This window comes from Marichromatium sp. AB32 (assembly GCF_003718675.1).
GTDB lineage: Bacteria > Pseudomonadota > Gammaproteobacteria > Chromatiales > Chromatiaceae > Marichromatium > Marichromatium gracile.
Map to the genome: position 1 here is coordinate 1 of NZ_RHFJ01000069.1, position 15,968 is coordinate 15,968.

General features: G+C 71.3%; 11 protein-coding genes. 4 read left to right on the forward strand and 7 right to left on the reverse strand.

Annotated elements, in window-relative coordinates:
* Nucleotides 1-210: 210 nt before the first annotated feature.
* Nucleotides 211-1,266 (reverse strand): heat-inducible transcriptional repressor HrcA, encoded by a 1,056-nt coding sequence (hrcA, locus tag EBL85_RS14870; RefSeq protein WP_123141370.1) that lies wholly within the window; start codon nucleotides 1,264-1,266, stop codon nucleotides 211-213.
* 248 nt (nucleotides 1,267-1,514) lie between these two features.
* Between hrcA and EBL85_RS14875 the strand changes: the two genes are divergently transcribed.
* From EBL85_RS14875 to EBL85_RS14885, 3 genes are read left to right on the forward strand one after another with little or no spacing between them, the layout of a single operon-like run.
* The gene (locus EBL85_RS14875; protein ID WP_165913470.1) at nucleotides 1,515-2,408 is read left to right on the forward strand and encodes an NAD(+) kinase; all 894 of its coding nucleotides are present in this window, start codon (nucleotides 1,515-1,517) and stop codon (nucleotides 2,406-2,408) included.
* A 34-nt stretch (nucleotides 2,409-2,442) separates the two neighbouring features.
* The gene (gene recN, locus EBL85_RS14880) at nucleotides 2,443-4,128 is read left to right on the forward strand and encodes a DNA repair protein RecN (protein ID WP_123143308.1); all 1,686 of its coding nucleotides are present in this window, start codon (nucleotides 2,443-2,445) and stop codon (nucleotides 4,126-4,128) included.
* A gap of 57 nt (nucleotides 4,129-4,185) precedes the next feature.
* Entirely contained in the window at nucleotides 4,186-6,627 is a 2,442-nt protein-coding gene (locus EBL85_RS14885) for a response regulator (protein WP_123143309.1), read from the forward strand.
* A gap of 12 nt (nucleotides 6,628-6,639) precedes the next feature.
* Here EBL85_RS14885 and EBL85_RS14890 read toward each other — a convergent pair whose 3' ends face one another.
* Together EBL85_RS14890 and EBL85_RS14895 are read right to left on the reverse strand one after the other, a co-directional pair.
* Nucleotides 6,640-8,289 carry a diguanylate cyclase domain-containing protein gene (locus tag EBL85_RS14890; protein WP_123143310.1) on the reverse strand — a complete coding sequence of 550 codons (1,650 nt, stop codon included), beginning with the start codon at nucleotides 8,287-8,289 and terminating at the stop codon, nucleotides 6,640-6,642.
* Between the two features lie 145 nt (nucleotides 8,290-8,434).
* The gene (locus EBL85_RS14895; RefSeq protein ID WP_123143311.1) at nucleotides 8,435-10,462 is read right to left on the reverse strand and encodes a methyl-accepting chemotaxis protein; all 2,028 of its coding nucleotides are present in this window, start codon (nucleotides 10,460-10,462) and stop codon (nucleotides 8,435-8,437) included.
* A gap of 166 nt (nucleotides 10,463-10,628) precedes the next feature.
* Between EBL85_RS14895 and folK the strand changes: the two genes are divergently transcribed.
* Nucleotides 10,629-11,150 carry a 2-amino-4-hydroxy-6-hydroxymethyldihydropteridine diphosphokinase gene (gene folK / locus EBL85_RS14900; RefSeq protein WP_123143312.1) on the forward strand — a complete coding sequence of 174 codons (522 nt, stop codon included), beginning with the start codon at nucleotides 10,629-10,631 and terminating at the stop codon, nucleotides 11,148-11,150.
* A gap of 4 nt (nucleotides 11,151-11,154) precedes the next feature.
* Here folK and EBL85_RS14905 read toward each other — a convergent pair whose 3' ends face one another.
* The 4 genes from EBL85_RS14905 to EBL85_RS14920 form a co-directional block, all read right to left on the reverse strand.
* The gene (locus tag EBL85_RS14905) at nucleotides 11,155-12,894 is read right to left on the reverse strand and encodes a BatD family protein (protein WP_123143313.1); all 1,740 of its coding nucleotides are present in this window, start codon (nucleotides 12,892-12,894) and stop codon (nucleotides 11,155-11,157) included.
* Complete coding sequence (locus tag EBL85_RS14910; protein WP_123143314.1) at nucleotides 12,891-14,720, reverse strand: VWA domain-containing protein; 1,830 nt, start codon at nucleotides 14,718-14,720, stop codon at nucleotides 12,891-12,893. Before EBL85_RS14910 ends, EBL85_RS14905 begins: the two co-directional genes overlap by 4 nt.
* Nucleotides 14,713-15,702 carry a VWA domain-containing protein gene (locus tag EBL85_RS14915; RefSeq protein ID WP_123143315.1) on the reverse strand — a complete coding sequence of 330 codons (990 nt, stop codon included), beginning with the start codon at nucleotides 15,700-15,702 and terminating at the stop codon, nucleotides 14,713-14,715. The genes EBL85_RS14910 and EBL85_RS14915 overlap by 8 nt, the downstream gene beginning before the upstream one ends.
* Nucleotides 15,699-15,968, reverse strand: a 270-nt coding sequence (locus EBL85_RS14920; RefSeq protein WP_148040561.1) for a DUF4381 domain-containing protein, incomplete at its 5' end; no start/stop codon positions are given. The genes EBL85_RS14920 and EBL85_RS14915, both read right to left, overlap by 4 nt.

The window sequence follows — 15,968 nt, forward strand, 5'->3', positions numbered from 1 at the left end:
TCCTCGACCGGCGTCTCGACCTCGGCCGAGGCCTCGGCGTAGGCCGAGACGGCGGCGCGATTGACCGCCTCGTCGCCCTGGCCCTGCTGCTCGGGCTGTTGCTCGGGGCGCTTCTGCTCTGGGTTCATTGTGACCTCCGAAATTCCGTAAACGACCGCGCCACCACGTCGGACATAGACATGGCAGCGCGTGATGAAACCTGGTTCCGCGCTAATTCTGACGCAACGCCGCAGCCAGCAGCCGCGCCGTGACATCGACGATCGGGATCACCCGCTGGTAGTCCATGCGGGTCGGGCCGATCACCCCCAGCACGCCGACCACCTCACCCTCGACCCGATAGGTGGTGGAGACCACGCTGCAGTCGTCGAGCAGCGCGTAGCCCGACTCCTCGCCGATGAAGATCTGCACCCCGTCGGCGGCGATGCAGCGATCGAGAATGTGGAGGATCTCGCGCTTCTCGTTGAAGGCCTCGAACAGCTGCTTGAGCCGATCCATGCTGGAGAGCTCGCCGAACTCCATCAGGTTGGTCTGCCCGGCGATGTAGCAGTCGTCCTTGCGGTCGGCATCCTCCACCACGCGGTGAGCGAGCACCGCCGCGTGCATCATCAACTGGTCCATGTTCTCGTGGGTACGCTTGAGATCCTCGAGCAGCCGCCGGCGCACCTCGTTGATGTCCTGTCCGGTGAACATCTGATTGAGATAGTTGGCCGACTGCTCGAGCTGCGCGGGCGAGAAACGGCGATCGGTGTTGATGATGCGGTTGTGGACCTCACCCTCGGTGGTGATGAGGATCGCCAGCACCCGCGAGTCGGACAGCGGCACCAGCTCGATCTGGCGAAAGGCGTTGCGCTCGTGGCGCGGCAGCATCACCACCCCGGCCAGATGGGTGACCCCGGAGAGCAGGTTGGAGGCGGTCTCGACCAGCGACTTGGCGTCCATCCCCGGCACGAAGGTACTGCGCAGCGAGGCGATGTCGCGCTCCGAGGGCGGACTGACCGTGAGCAGCGAATCGACGAACAGCCGATACCCGGCCGCCGTCGGCACCCGCCCGGCCGAGGTGTGGGGCGAGACCAGCAGCCCCAGGTCCTCAAGGTCGGCCATCACGTTGCGCACCGTCGCCGGACTGAGGTCGAGGCCGGTATCCTTGGCCAGGGTCCGGGAGCCGACCGGCTGGCCGTCCCTGATGTAGCGCTCGACCAACGCCTTCAGGAACAGCAGCGCCCGCTCGCTCACCGGGGAATCGAACTGTCGCGTCTCGCCTGCCAAGGTTTCAGCCGCCTACATCACTGGATCGCGCGGATGGACCATCGTCGACCTTCGCCTCACGCCCGCCTCGCGGCGGCGGACATCAGGGGGGTCGACCCCGTTAGCACTCACCGTCAGAGAGTGCTAACACAGGAATTTAGGGATTTGCTCCTACCCTGTCAAGGCTGCCCCCGGACGCCTATTGGCGTGTCTGGCCGCCCATGCTAACGTTTATCGGTCCTGCCGTCCCCAACCCCACACAGAACTCCATGGCGCATTTCCAGACCATCGGCATCATCGGCAAGCAAGGCGACCCCGACAAGGCACGCAGCACCCTTCGCACCCTCTGCGCCTATCTGCGCGCGCACGCGCTCGAGGTGTTGCTCGACGCCGAGAGCGCCCATCTGCTCGATGCCCCCGTCGGCGCCGCCCGCCCGCTCGACGAGCTCGGCGAGCGCTGCGACCTGGTGATCGTGGTCGGCGGCGACGGCACCCTGCTGCACGCCGCGCGCGCGCTGGCCGCGCACGACGTGCCCCTGGTCGGGATCAACCTCGGGCGCCTCGGCTTCCTCGCCGACGTCTCGCCCGAGGAGATCGGCTCGGTGCTCGAGCGCATCCTCGAGGGTGAGTACAAGACCGACTCGCGCGCCATGCTCGAGGCGCGCATCCGCTGCGACCAGGCCCCGCCGCGCCGCGCCTGCGCGCTCAACGACGTGGTCATCCACAAGTGGAACACCGCGCGGATGATCGAGTTCGAGACCTATGTCGACGGCGTCTTCGTCAACGCCCAGCGCTCCGACGGGCTGATCATCGCCACCCCCACCGGTTCGACCGCCTACGCCCTCTCCGGCGGCGGCCCGCTGATCGATCCCGGACTCGAGGCCATCGTGCTGGTGCCGATCTGCCCTCACGACCTCGCCCACCGCCCGCTGGTGCTGCCCGCCGACCGGCACATCGAGGTGCGCGTCGGCCCGCTCGAGTTGGGACACGTGCAGATCACCTGCGACGGCCAGGACGAGCTCCAGCTGCCGCCCGGGGCAACGATCGAGATCACCCGCCACCCCGAGCGCGCCACCCTGCTCCACCCGCTCGGACAGGACCACTACCAGATCCTCCGCGCCAAGCTCGGCTGGGGCGGACGTACCCAGACCCGGCGGGCATGAACGGACACCCCACCGAGCACGGAGGCTGCGCGGCATGTTGACCCATCTCATGGTCCGGGACCTGGCCATCGTCAGCGCCGTCGAGCTGGAGTTCGAGGCCGCGATGAGCGCGCTCACCGGCGAGACCGGCGCCGGCAAGTCGATCCTCATCGACGCGCTCGGGCTGGCCCTCGGCGACAAGGCCGAAACGACGATGATCCGTCCCGGTTGCACGCGCGCCGAGATCGTCGCCGGCTTCGATCTCGGCGCCAACCCAGCCGCACGCGACTGGCTGCGCGCCCACCAGCTCGAGGGCGACGAGGACGCCTGCATCCTGCGCCGCCTGCTGGTGGCCAAGGGGCGCTCGCGCGCCTATGTCAACGGCCACCCCACCACCGCCGCGCAACTGCGCGAACTCGGCGAGCTGCTGGTCGACATCCACGGCCAGCACGCCCACCAGTCGCTGCTGCGCGCCGAGGCCCAGCGCGACCTGCTCGACGCCTACGGCGGCCACCGTGCGCTCGCCGAGCAGGTCGCCGCCGACTTCCGCGCCTATCGCGACCACGCCCGCGCCCTCGAGCGCGCCGAGCAGGAGGCGCAGAGCCGCGCCGAGCGCCTCGAGCTGCTGCGCTTCCAGGTCGAGGAGTTGGAGGCTGCGGCGATCGATGCCGCGGAGCTCGAACAGCTCGACGGCGAGCAGCGCCGTCTCAGCCATCTCGAACAGCTCCAGAGCGGCACCGCCACCGTACTCCAGGCACTGGCCGAGGGCGAACCGACGATCTGCGATCAGCTCGCCGCCACCCTCGCCGAGATCGAGGATCTCGCCGCCATCGACCCCGCGCTCGGCGAGGCCCGCGAACTGTTGGAGACGGCGAGCATCCATGCCGGCGAGGCGGCCGCGGCGCTGCGTCACTATCTCGACGGGCTGGAGCTCGACCCCGACGCCCTGGCCACGGTCGAGGCCCGGCTCGAACAGCTCCAGGCGCTGGCGCGCAAGCATCGCATCTTTCCCGCCCAGCTGCCCGAATACCTCGCCGAGCGCCGCGCCGAACTCGACGCGCTCGAACAGGCCTCGGTCGCGCTCGCCGGGCTGGCCGAGGCGCGCGAGGCGGCCTGGGGGCGCTATCTCCAGGGCGCCGAGGCACTGGGCGAGGCGCGCACCGCCGCCGCCACGCGTCTCGAGGAGACCCTGAGCACGGCGATGGGCGAGCTCGGCATGGCCGGCGGACGCTTCGCCGTCGCGCTCGAACCCCTGCCCACCGAGCGCGCCGCAGCCGGCGGGCTGGAACGGATCACCTTCATGGTCAGCGCCAACCCCGGCCAGCCGCTGCAGCCGCTCGCCCGGGTCGCCTCCGGCGGCGAACTCTCGCGCATCGGCCTGGCCATCCAGGTCGCCACCGCCGCCTGCGGGCGCATCCCCACGTTGGTCTTCGACGAGGTCGACGTCGGCATCGGCGGCGGCGTGGCCGAGATCGTCGGTCGGCTGCTGCGCCGTCTCGGCGCCGAGCGCCAGGTGCTCTGCGTCACCCACCTGCCCCAGGTCGCCGCCCAGGCCCACCGCCAGCTGCGGGTGCGCAAGGAGCGGCGCGAGGGCGAGACCCACACCCGGATCGATCCGCTCGACGAGTCGGCGCGCATCGAGGAGATCGCGCGCATGCTCGGCGGCACCGAGATCACCCGCCGCACCCGCGACCACGCCAGCGAGATGCTCGACCGCGCCGCCGCCACGCCTCCATCCTGAAACCCGCCCAGAGGTCGCCATCGCACGGGCGCCACCCGGCGCCCCGACGAACCGCACATGAACGTACGCACACGCTTCGCCGGCGGACTCATCGCCATCCTCATCGTCGATCTCGCCGTCGGACTCTACGGTTTCCATCTCCACAAACAGGCCGCCGATCGCGAGTCCGAGATCCGCGCCCGCAGCTCGCAGATCGTCACCACCGCGCTCACCGCCCAGGTCAGTTTCAAGACCCAGGTGCAGGAGTGGAAGAACATCCTGCTGCGCGGCCAGGACCCCGAGCTCTACCAGCGCTATCTGGCACAGTTCGAGCAGGAAGAGGTCGAGACCCGTGCCGCCGTCGCCCGGCTGCTCGAGCTGCTGCGCGACCACGACCCGCGGGTGCGCGCCAGCGCCGAGCGCTTCCTCGCCGCCCACCTGCGCCTCGGCTCGGCCTATCGCGACGCGCTCGATCACTATCGCGCGGAGGACCCCGCCGCCCAGCTCAGCGTCGACCGCGACGTGCGCGGCATCGACCGCGAGCCGACCGAGTTGATCGATCGTCTGGTGGCCGAGGCGCGCGCCCACGAGCGCATCCAGATCGCCGCCATCGACCGCCAGACACGCGCCGCCGAGTTCAAGGTGCTGGCGCTGGTGCTCGGGGTGATGAGCGTGGCCGTGGCGGCGCTGATCTGGCTGCTCGATCGCACCATCGGCCAGCCCATCGCCACCGCAACGGCGATCGCGCGGCGGGTGAGCGCCGGCGACTTCTCCACCCAGATCCAGGTCAGCGGCAACGACGAGCACGCACAGATGCTCCATGCCCTCAAGCACATGCAGGAGAATCTCGCCAACTCCCAGGAGCACCTGCGCCAGAGCGAGGCGCGCTTCCGCCTGCTGCTCGAGTCCACCGGCGAGGGCATCTACGGCGTCGACACCCAGGGCCGCTGCACCTTCTGCAACCCCGCCGGCGCGCGCATGCTCGGCTACGACTCGCCGCAAGCGCTGCACGGACGCGACATGCACCGCACCCTGCACCACTCGCGCGTCGATGCCAGCCCCTATGCCGCCTGCGACTGCAAGGCCGCGCGCACCCACCGCGACGGCACCCCGGCGCGGGTCGACGACGAGGTGTTCTGGCGCGCCGACGGCACCAGCATCCCGGTCGAATACCACGCCAACCCGATCTATCGCGACGGCAGCCTGGTCGGCGCGGTGGTCACCTTCGCCGACATCTCCGCGCGCAAGCGCGCCGAGCAGGCGCTGCGCAACGCCCATCAGGCGCTCGCCGAGGAGCGCGCGCTGCTTGCCGAGCGGGTGCGCGAGCGCACCGCCGAACTCGATCGCGCCAACGTCGAGCTGGCGCGCAGCGCCCGCGCCAAGGACGAGTTCCTCGCCGCGATGAGCCACGAGCTGCGCACCCCGCTGACCTCCATCCTCGGACTCTCCGAGACCATCGGCGACACCCTGCTCGGGCCGCTCACCGCGCAGCAGGCGCGCGCCATTCACACCATCCATGAGAACGGCGCCCATCTCCTCGAACTGATCAACGACATCCTCGACATGTCGCGGGTGGCCTCGGGGCAGATGCAGCTGCGCTGGGACCAGATCCCGGTCAACCAGCTGTGGGAGGCGAGCCTGCGGCTGATCGGCCCGGCGGCCAAGCGCAAGTCGATCGCCATCGCCACCGACATCGACCCGGCGGTGCGGCTGGTCCAGGGCGACAGCCGGCGGCTCAAGCAGATGCTGGTCAACCTCCTCGGCAACGCCGTCAAGTTCACCCCGGAGGGCGGGCGCATCGGGCTCGAGGTGCGCGCCGACGCCCCCCGGGGCGAGGTCCATGTCTGTGTCTGGGACACCGGTGTCGGCATCGCCCCGGAGCAGCGCGAGCGCCTCTTCCAGCCCTTCGTCCAGCTCGACAGCCGGCCCTCGCGCCAGTACGACGGCAGCGGGCTGGGGCTGGCGCTCGCCGCAGGCATGGCCGAGTTGCACCACGGACGCATCGAGGTCGAGAGCGAGCCCGGCGCGGGCAGCCGTTTCGACATCGTGCTGCCCTGGGATCCGGCCGCGCAGGAGGCCGGCGACGAGCCCGGGAGCCACGCCGCGGGCGACGACGAGGCCGCGGAGACAGACGCGCTCGGCCAGGTCCAGGTGCTGCTGGTCGAGGACAACGAGAGCAACCAGGAGATGATCGCCACCTATCTGCGCATCCGCGGCTGCGCGGTCGCCACCGCCCGTAGCGGCAAGGCGGCGCTGGCGCTCGCGCGCGAGCGCCGACCGGACGTGATCCTGATGGACGTGCAGATCCCCGGCATGGACGGGCTCGAGACCACCCGACGGCTGCGCGAGGCGCCGGCGCTGCGGCGCACCCCGATCATCGCCCTGACCGCGCTGGCGATGCCCGGTGATCGCGAGCAGTGTCTCGATGCCGGGATGGACGACTATCTGAGCAAGCCGCTCGGGCTCAAGGAGCTCTACAACACCCTCACCGGCTGGGTGCGGCGCACCCGCGAGGGCTGAACGGCCGCAGGCTCAGGACAGCACCAGCCGCCGGCACACCACGCACTTGTTCTTGCCCCGTTTCTTCGCCGCGTACATCGCCTGATCGGCGCGGCGCACCAACAGCTCAGGTGAGCTGGCGTGATCGGGATAGATGGCGATCCCGGCGCTGGCCCCGACTCGCACCCCCTGAGAGTGCAGCTGCTCGGCATCACCGATCAGCGTGATCAGCTTGTTGCCGAACTGGTGCGCGGTATCGGCGTCACCGACCTCGGAGAGCAGGATGGCGAACTCGTCGCCGCCGAGCCGAGCGACGGTATCGGCGCGACGCACCCCCTGGCGCAACAACACCGCAACCTGCTCGAGCAGCCGGTCGCCGGCATGATGGCCGAAGGTGTCGTTGACCTGCTTGAAGCCGTCGAGATCGAGATAGAGCAGGCCGTAGCGCCGCCCGTAACGCATCGCGCTCTCGTGGAGCCGTTCGAGCCGGTCGAAGAACAGCGTCCGGTTGGGCAACCCGGTGAGTCGATCGTAGTGCGCCAGCGTCACCAGCTGCGACTCGTAGAGACGCCGACGGATGATGCCGAGCGCCAAGTACCAGGAGCCGACCGCGATTACCAGCAACACCCCGGCGCCGAGCATCAGCAACCGCGTCAGCAGCCCGCCGGTGTAATGCTCGATCACCGCCGCCGGGACCTGCGAGACCAGATACCAGACATAACGCTCGGTGCCCGGCGCGGTGCGCGCGAGATGACCGACACCGAGTCGACGTCCCGGCTCCAGCGGATGGAGTTCGGCAAAGGTGAACAGCCCGTTGTCGGTACGGACCTGACCCTGTTCGTGCGCGCGCAACAAGGCCCACTCGCGCGGATAGTCGTTGTCGAAGCGCCGCGCCGCGCGCTCCGGGATCATGAAGCCCCAGGTATCGTCCTCGCGCGGGCTGAGCATCCAGTAGCCATCGGCGTTGAGCAGCGCAAGCTCACCGCTCATCGCCGCACCGGCGGTGGCCAGACGATCGAGCAAATGTTTGCCGAGATAGTTGATCAGCACCACGCCGCGCTTGTTGCCGACGGCATCGAACACCGGGGTGCCGAGCCGGATCATCGGCTTGAGCGGACGCTCGAGGCCACCGTGCTCGATGTTGAGATCGAAGGGCGAGACATAGACCTGCCCGCGGCGCAGCGCCAGGCTGGCGGTGAAGTAATAGCGATGGTGCTTGTCCTGGAGATCGGCGTTGCGCACCACCGCCGGGGCACCGTCGTTGTAGTTGACCCGCACCCGCTCACGCCCCTCGAGATCGAGGAAGCGCAACTGGTCATAGACCCCCTTGAGGGTGGAGAAGGCGAGATATTCGTCGGCGATGGCCGAGCGCAGGTGTTGCGTGTCGCCATCAACGAGCAGCCATTCGAGCTCGTTCTGACCGGCGAGGACGAAGAGGTCGCCGATGACGTCGTCGAAGGTGCCGTGGACGAGATAGCGCAGCAGCTCGATGCGATAGCGCTCCTGCTCGGCGGTGTTCTCGAGATAGCGCTTGACCTCGGACTGGTAGAAGATGGCGCCGAGACCGCCGATCACCGCGGCGATGGCGAGAAAGATCGCGAAGAACAGGGTCAGCGAGTGCGCAATCAGCCGGTCCTGTCGCTCCCCCCCGCCATCACGTTCAGCATCTTGTCCCGTTTGCACCAGGCTCTCGTCCTACCACACACCCGACCACCATTGCCGCCCCAACCGGTTCACGGCACTGGCGCGATGGTACGCCGCCCCACCCTCGGGTGCCAGTCGGCGGGCGGCGCGCGGGACGGCGAGAGCCACCGCCCCGCGCCCTGGCTCAGACCTTGAACTGGCCGACCATCTCCTGCAGCTCGGCGGCGAGCTTGGCCAGCTCGTCGCTGGAGGCGGCGATCTGACCCGAGGTCTGCGAGGTGGTGTCGACCGACTGGGCGATGTTGGCGACATTGCGATCGATCTCCTCGGCCACCGCACTCTGCTCCTCGGCGGCACTGGCGATCTGGGTGTTCATGTCGTTGATCTGCGCGATCGCCCCGGCGATGGTGGTCAGCGACTGGCCGGCGCGGGTGGCCTGCTCGACCGTCTCGCTCGAACGCACGCGCCCCTGCTCCATGGCACCGACGGCGCTGTTGGCCCCCTCCTGCAGGCGCTCGATCATCGCCTGGATCTCCTTGGTCGAGGTCTGGGTGCGACTGGCGAGGTTGCGCACCTCGTCGGCCACCACCGCGAAGCCGCGTCCCTGCTCGCCGGCGCGCGCGGCCTCGATCGCGGCGTTGAGCGCGAGCAGATTGGTCTGCTCGGCGATACCGCGGATCACGTCGAGCACCTTGCCGATCTCGTCGCTGTCGGACTCCAGGCGGTGGATGACCCCGGCGGCCTGCTCGACCTCGTTGGCCAGCAGACCGATGGCATCGATCGTCTCGCGCACCACCCCGGCGCCCTCGGTGGCCTCGCGATCGGCCTCGCGCGCGGCCTTGGCCGCGTCGTTGGCATGGCGCGCGACCTCCTGGACGGTGGCGGTCATCTCGTTCATCGCGGTGGCCACCTGATCGGTCTCGGCATGCTGGTGCTGGACCTGTTCACGCGTCCCGTCGCTGGTCACCGACAACTCCTCGGCGGCCGAGGCGAGCTGGCTGGTGGCGCCACTGACCTGACGGACCAGATCGTGGATGCGGGTGACGAAGGCGTTGAAGGCGGTCGCCAGCTGCGCCACCTCGTCGCGCCCCTCGGCCGGCAGACGCTGGGTGAGGTCGCCATCGCCGCTGGCGATGTCCTCGAGCGCGCCGACCACGCCGCGCAACGGTCGCACCAGACTGCGGCTGAGCAGCACGATCAGCGCGCTCATCACCGCAAGCCCGACCAGGCCGATCAGCACCACCTTGGTGATCATGGCGTTGACGTGCGCCAGCACCTTGCTCACCGGCAAGGCCATGGCGATGGTCCAGTGCTGCTCGGTGCCGGCGAGCGCCAGCGGCTGGGAGATGACCAGCGCCTCGCCATCGAGGCTGTCGCTCCAGCGCTGGGTGACGAAGGACTCGCCACGCTCGAGCGCGGTGACGAAGCGTCCCATGTCCTCGCCGAGCACGTCGGTATCGGTCTCGCGCAGATCCTTGCCGAGACGGCGTTCGTCGGGGTGGGCGATGACCGTCCCCGTGCCGCTGAACAGCGCAGTCACACCGTCGAAGGGACGGATCTTGGCGACCTGGGCCTGGAGATCGGAGATCAGCAGATCGACCCCGACCACGCCGACCACCCGACCCTGCTCGAGGATCGGCACCGCGATCGAGGTGAGCAGCTGATCGACGCCGCCGAGCGCGTAGAGATAGGGATCGAGTACCACCGTCTTGCCGCTCTGCTTGGCCAGGCGGTAATAGTCGCGAGTCTCGTAGTCCTCGAGGATCTCGGTGCCGATGGTCTCGCCGTCGCGATACCAGTAGGGGATGAAGCGCCCCGTGGCATCGTGCGCCTCGGTGCCGGCGAAGCGTCCGTCCTCACCGTCGAAGGCATCGGGCTCCCAGACCATCCAGGCGCCAACCAGCTCCTGGTGGTCGCGCAGATAGGACTGCAGCAGCCCGGAGAAATAGTCGCGACGCACCCCAACCGGGATCTCGTCGCGGCCATGGAGCACGCTCATCAGCGCGGTTACCCCCTCGAGCTCGGCCATCACCGAGCTGGCCAGCTCCACGCCCTGGGCGCGCGCGACCTCCTGGGAGAGCGCGATGGCCTGCTCGGTGGCCGACTCGCGCACCACGTCGCGCACGAACAGGATCACCCCGAGCAATACCACGATGGTCACCGGGATCAGGGTGACCAATAACTTCTGCATCATCGTCAATCGGTTCAGCATGACTGCGGGCCCTCGTCACGATAGCAATCTATCGATCGGTTGTTCTGTGTACGAAACGGATAGCGACATGCCCGATGCCGTTTTCACGGACATAACAGCGACGCAGAACCAGGCCGCTGAGCTACCATGCTCGTTTGTCTCGGGCCACGACAGAGGAAGGCGGACCATGCCCCCGGAACTACAGGCATTCATCTCGATCGGGTCGAACATCGCGCCGACCCAGAACATCATATGCAGTCTGGAAATGCTCCAGACAATGCCGCAGACGCGGCTCAAGCGCCGTTCGTCCTGGTATCGCACGCGACCTTGGGGAATTGAGAACCAGGCTGAATTTATCAACCTGGTGGTGGAGGTCGAGACCGCGCTCGATCCCGAGACCCTGCTCGAACACACCCAGACGATCGAACAGCGACTCAACCGTCATCGCACGGTGCGCAACGGTCCGCGCACCATCGATCTCGACCTGCTGTTGCACGGCGACCGGGTGCTGACGCTGCCGCATCTGACACTCCCCCACCCCGGTCTGCACCAGCGCGACTTCATGCTGATCCCGCTGCTCGAGATCGCCCCCGAGGCCCATCACCCCACGCTCGGCCCGTTGCAGGCGTTGCGCGACGCGGTGAGCTACCGCCAGATCATCGAGCCGCTCCCTCAGCCGGAGACCGACGGGCTGGCCGAACCCGCCTGAGCCCTCAGCCCGCGCCGGGATAGAGCGGCGCGAGCGGCGTGGCACGCGCGGTCTCGGTCGAGGCGTCGGTCAGCGCCGGCGCGAGCCGCGCCCAGCAGCCCGCCCCGTCCCAGGGCTCGCCCGTCGGGGCATAGAGTGCACGCTCGAGCGCGGCCAGGGTCGCGCCCAGCCCGGGGCGACCGAGCCGCCGCCCCAGCTCCACCGGCCCGCCAGGGGCCGACGCGCCCCAGCGCGCCCGCCCCCAATCGAGCAGCGCCGCACGCGCGGCGCGCGGGTCGTTGGCGCGACAGGCCGCCTCCACCCGGGCCCGCGCCGCGCCGAGATCCACCGAGGCGCTCGGCGGCGCCACCGGCGCCTCGCCCCCGGCACGGCGGCGCCACCACAGCCAGATCAGCGTCGCCGCCCACCCCAGCCCCAGCACCAACGCAACCCAGGGCCAGGGACCGGCCCCGGCCGAGCCCCGCCCACCCTGATCGGTCGCGACCGGTTCGTCCCCCGCCACCGTCTCGGCAACGGCCGCCGAGGCTGGGCGCGAGGGCAGCGGCGCGCCGGGCGCCGGCGCGACCTCCAGGGTGCGCGCCGGGATCACCGCCTCGCGCGGGCGATCGTTGACCAGGTCCCACCAGACCAGACGCACCTCGGGCAGGTGCAGCGGACCCGGGCGGGTCGGGATCAGCGCGATCTCGTAGCGCGCGCTGGCGCGCACCTCGCCGGCGGCGAGCCCGTCCTCGACCCGCGGACGACCGGGGTAGCGCTGCGCGCCCTCGACCTCGGGCAGCACCAGCTCGGGGAGCTGGGTGGCGCTCGCGCCCTCGACCTCCAGCGTCAGCACCCGCGTCAGCGGCTCGCCGACCACCGCGCGCGGCGGGGTCTCGGCCCAGTCCTCGCGCAACCGCACCGCGCTTGCGGGCAACCAGGGCTCGGCGGCGGCGTCCGGGCGCGCTCGCACCTGCAGGGTCAGCGTCTCGGCGCGCTCGACCAGCCGCCGCTCGCCGCCCCCGGCGCCGAAACCCGAGAGGCTGGGGAAGTCGCGATAGAGCGCTCCCGGACGGGGCGCGGCGGCGAAGATGACATCGAGCCGCGGCCCCTCGACCCGCAGCGCCCCGCTGTGCTGGGGGATGAGCAGATAACGGCGCTCGACCCGGGTGTACTCGACACCGTCGACCACCGCGCGGGAACTCCGGTCCTCGCCCAGCGGCTCGACGATCGCGCCCTCGGCCAGCGGCGCCGAGAGCGCCGCCTGCAGCGGGCGCTCGCGCAGCAGGATCGCCACCCGATAGACCAGTGCCTGCTGCACATAGGGGGCGGCGGTCTCGACCTCGGCCTCGACCCGGGCCAGGGGCGGCGCTCCCGGCTCGGCATCGCGCCGCGCCCCGGCCTCCACCACCTCCACCCGGCGCGGCTCGGTGCGCGCCGCGCCGAGCGTGATCGGGGCGATCTCGATCACCCCGGGATGACGCGGCGCGAGCACCAGAGTCCATACCCGCAGCCGCGAGATCGTGCCGTTGATGATCCGCATCTGCTCGGCATGGCTGCGCTCGAGCACCTCGAAGTCCTGCTCCAGCCGACGCAGATCGGGCTCGCCCTTGAGTCCTCCATCGGCGATCAGCCGCGCCACCAGAGTCTCGTTGAGCGCCAGGCGCTGGCGATCGAGATCGAGCCGCAGCTCAGCCGACTGCGCCAGGGCGCCGAGCGACCAGCCGACGAGCAGGAGGATGAGCAGAACAGGCGACCAGGGTCTCACGGCAGACGTCCCTCCCGACGCAGGTGTTGCAACAGAAAGCGTTCACGCAGCAGCCCGCCGGGATCGTCCGGCACCCGCCGCAGCTGGGCATCGAGGGCGCGGGCGCGCTCGTCGCCGAGATCGGCGTCGGCGGCCTCGCGCGCGCCCGCCGCCTCGGTCTCCGCCCCGCGCCCGGTCCCGCCGTCCTCGGCACCGGACTCGGACTCGGACTCGGACTCGGACTCGGACTCGGACTCGGACTCGGACTCGGACTCGGACTCGGGATCGTCGCCCACCCCGTCATCCCGGGTCGAGGGCGAATCATCGGGGCGCGACGCGGGCGGCTCATCACCGTTGGGGTCGGGCGTGGTCTCGTCTTCCGCGGCGGGCGCCGCGTCCGTCGGCCCGTCCGACTCGCGCCCGGATCGCTCGCCAGCGGCTGAATCGTCATCCCCCGAGCCGCCGTTATCACCGGGCTCATCGGCGTCCTCGGGCGGCGTCCGCTCACGCGCGGTCTCGACCAGTTCGAGGTTGTGACGGGCATCGGCATGGTCCGGGTCGCTCTCGAGCACCCGGCGATAGGCGGCGGCGGCCTCGTCGAGCCGACCGAGCCGGGCGAGCGCGTTGCCCCGGTTGTACTCGGCCTCGACCCCGGGCACCCCGGCGAGCGCCGCCAGCGCCGCGGCCGGATCACCGGCGCGCTGCAGCGCGGTGGCGCGCCAGGCCGGATCGCGGAAGTACTCGGCCGCGCCGGCGGCGTCCCCCGCCGCGAGCGCCCGCGCGCCCTGCTGGTCGGGACGCCACCACAGCCAGTCCCAGCCGTCGGCGCGCGCCGGCGGCGCGGGCCAGACCAGCACCGCCACCACCAGCAGCCAGCCGCGACGAAAGGCCAGCGCCGCCAGCGGCAGCAGCGCGAGCAGCAGCCAGGGACCCTGGTCGCGCCAGCGCGCCACCAGTTGCTCGTGCTCGCCCGGACTCGGGTCGCCGAGGGCGAGCAGGCGCTCGGTGTCGCGCCCATCGGCGCGCGCCTCCAGATAGCGCCCGCCACCGACCCGGGCGAGGCTGCGCAGCGCCTCCGGGGTGAAGGGGGCGAGGCGCACCGCGCCCTCGGCGTCGGTGGCCAGCCCGCCCTCGGCCAGCGGCAGCGGTGCGCCGCCGGGGCGACCCAGCGCCAGCACCGAGAGCCGATGCCCGGCCGCACGCAACGCGCGCGCCGCGGCCAGCGCCGCCGCCGGGCCGTCGAGGGCATCGGTCAGCAGCACCACCTCGCCGTGGCGCGCCCCGGCGCGATCGAGCAGGGCGCCGGCCTCGGCCAGCGCCAGATCGGTGCGGCGCGGGCCCTCGACCGGCAACAGAGCGGGTTCGAGCAGCGGCACCTGCGCGGCGATGGTGCGCGCATCCGTGGTCAGCGGCGAGACCAGGAAGGGCTCGGCGCCGAACGCGATCAGCGCCACCGCGCCGTCGCGCTGGCCGCGCAGCAGGTCGAGCAGCTCGAAGCGCGCGCGCGCCAGCCGCGAGGGCGCGAGGTCGGCCGCGCCCATGCTCGGCGAGAGATCGAGCAGCAGCACCCGCGACACCCCGCCCTCGAGCAGCGGCTGCGGCGCGCGCTGCCAGGTCGGCCCGCTGAGCGCGAGCACCAGGACCATCCCGCCCAGCGCGGCGAGCGCCAGCGGCCAGCGCCGCGTCCCGCCGTGCCCGGGCACGAGCAGCGCCTCGAACAGCTCGGGATCGACCAGCGCACGCCAGCGCCCCGCCCCGCCCCGGGTCCGCGCCGCCGCGACCAACACCGCCAGCAGCGGGATCAGCGCCAACAGCCACCAGGGGCGCAACAGATGGAAATCAGCCATCCTCCGTCCTCCACGCCCCCAGCCGCGCCGCCGCGATCAGCAGCGCCAGCAACAGCGCGCCACCCGCCGGCCAGGGATACAACTCCACCCGCGGGCGCAGCGCGCGCGCCTCGCGCGCCTCGGGCTCGATGCGGTCGATCTCGTCATAGACCGCCTCGAGCGCCTCACTCGCCCCGGCGACGAAGAAGCGCCCGCCGGTGCGCGCGGCGATCGCCTCCAGGGTCTCGGGATCGAAGCCGCGCCCCTGGCGCAACAATCGCAGTCCGAGCCCGCCGAGCCGACCGTCGGCGCCGCCGCCGATCCCGATCACGTGCACCCGCACCCCGGCCTCGGCGGCGAGCGCGGCGGCCTCCAGCGGGGCGATGTGACCGACGGTGTTCTCGCCGTCGGTGAGCAGGATCAGCACCCGCTCGCCCGCAGACGCCTCGCGCAGCCGCTTCACCGCCAGCGCGATCGCATCCCCGATCGCCGTCTCCCGCCCGGCCAGACCGACCACGCTCTCGGCGAGCAGGGTCGCCACCGTGGCGCGGTCGAAGGTCAGCGGGGTCTGCAGATAGGCGCGCGAGCCGAACAGGATCAGCCCCAGCCGGTCGCCCTCGCGCCGCTGCGCGAAGTCGCCGGCCAGTTGCTGTACCACCGCCAGACGCGACACCCGACGGCCTGCGAGCAGATAGTCGCGCTCCTCCATGCTGCCGGAGATGTCGACCGCGAGCATCAGGTCGCGCCCGCTGCGCGGCACCCCGAGCGGGTCCCCGACCCACTGCGGACGCGCGCTGGCGAGCACCAGCAGCACCCAGGCGAGCAGCGCCAGCCAACGCCAGGGTCGCGCGCCCCCGCCCGCCGGGCCGGCCAGCCCCGCGGGCAGCAGCGTCGGCGGCAGGCGCAGCGCCGCGCCCGGCACCCGGCGCGCCGGTGGCAACCGCCGCGCGAGCAGCGGTAAGGGCAGTGCGAGCAGCGCCCAGGGCCAGGCCAGGGAGATCATCGTCCGCGCCCCTGGGCGCGGATCCAGCGCTCGACCAACCCGAGTAGCGCCTCAGCGTCGACCGCTGACGCCTCCGGCGGGCGATAAGCCTGCTCGACCAGCGCCCGGCCGACCCCATTGGAGAAGGCCCCCGCGCCGCCCTCGGCATCGAGGAAGGCGAGCCAGTCGGCGCCGGCGAGACCGGCCACCCGCGCCCGGCCATGACGGCTCAGCGCCAGGCGACGCAGCAGGCGCGAGCACCCGGCGGCGAGCGCCCGCGCATCGCC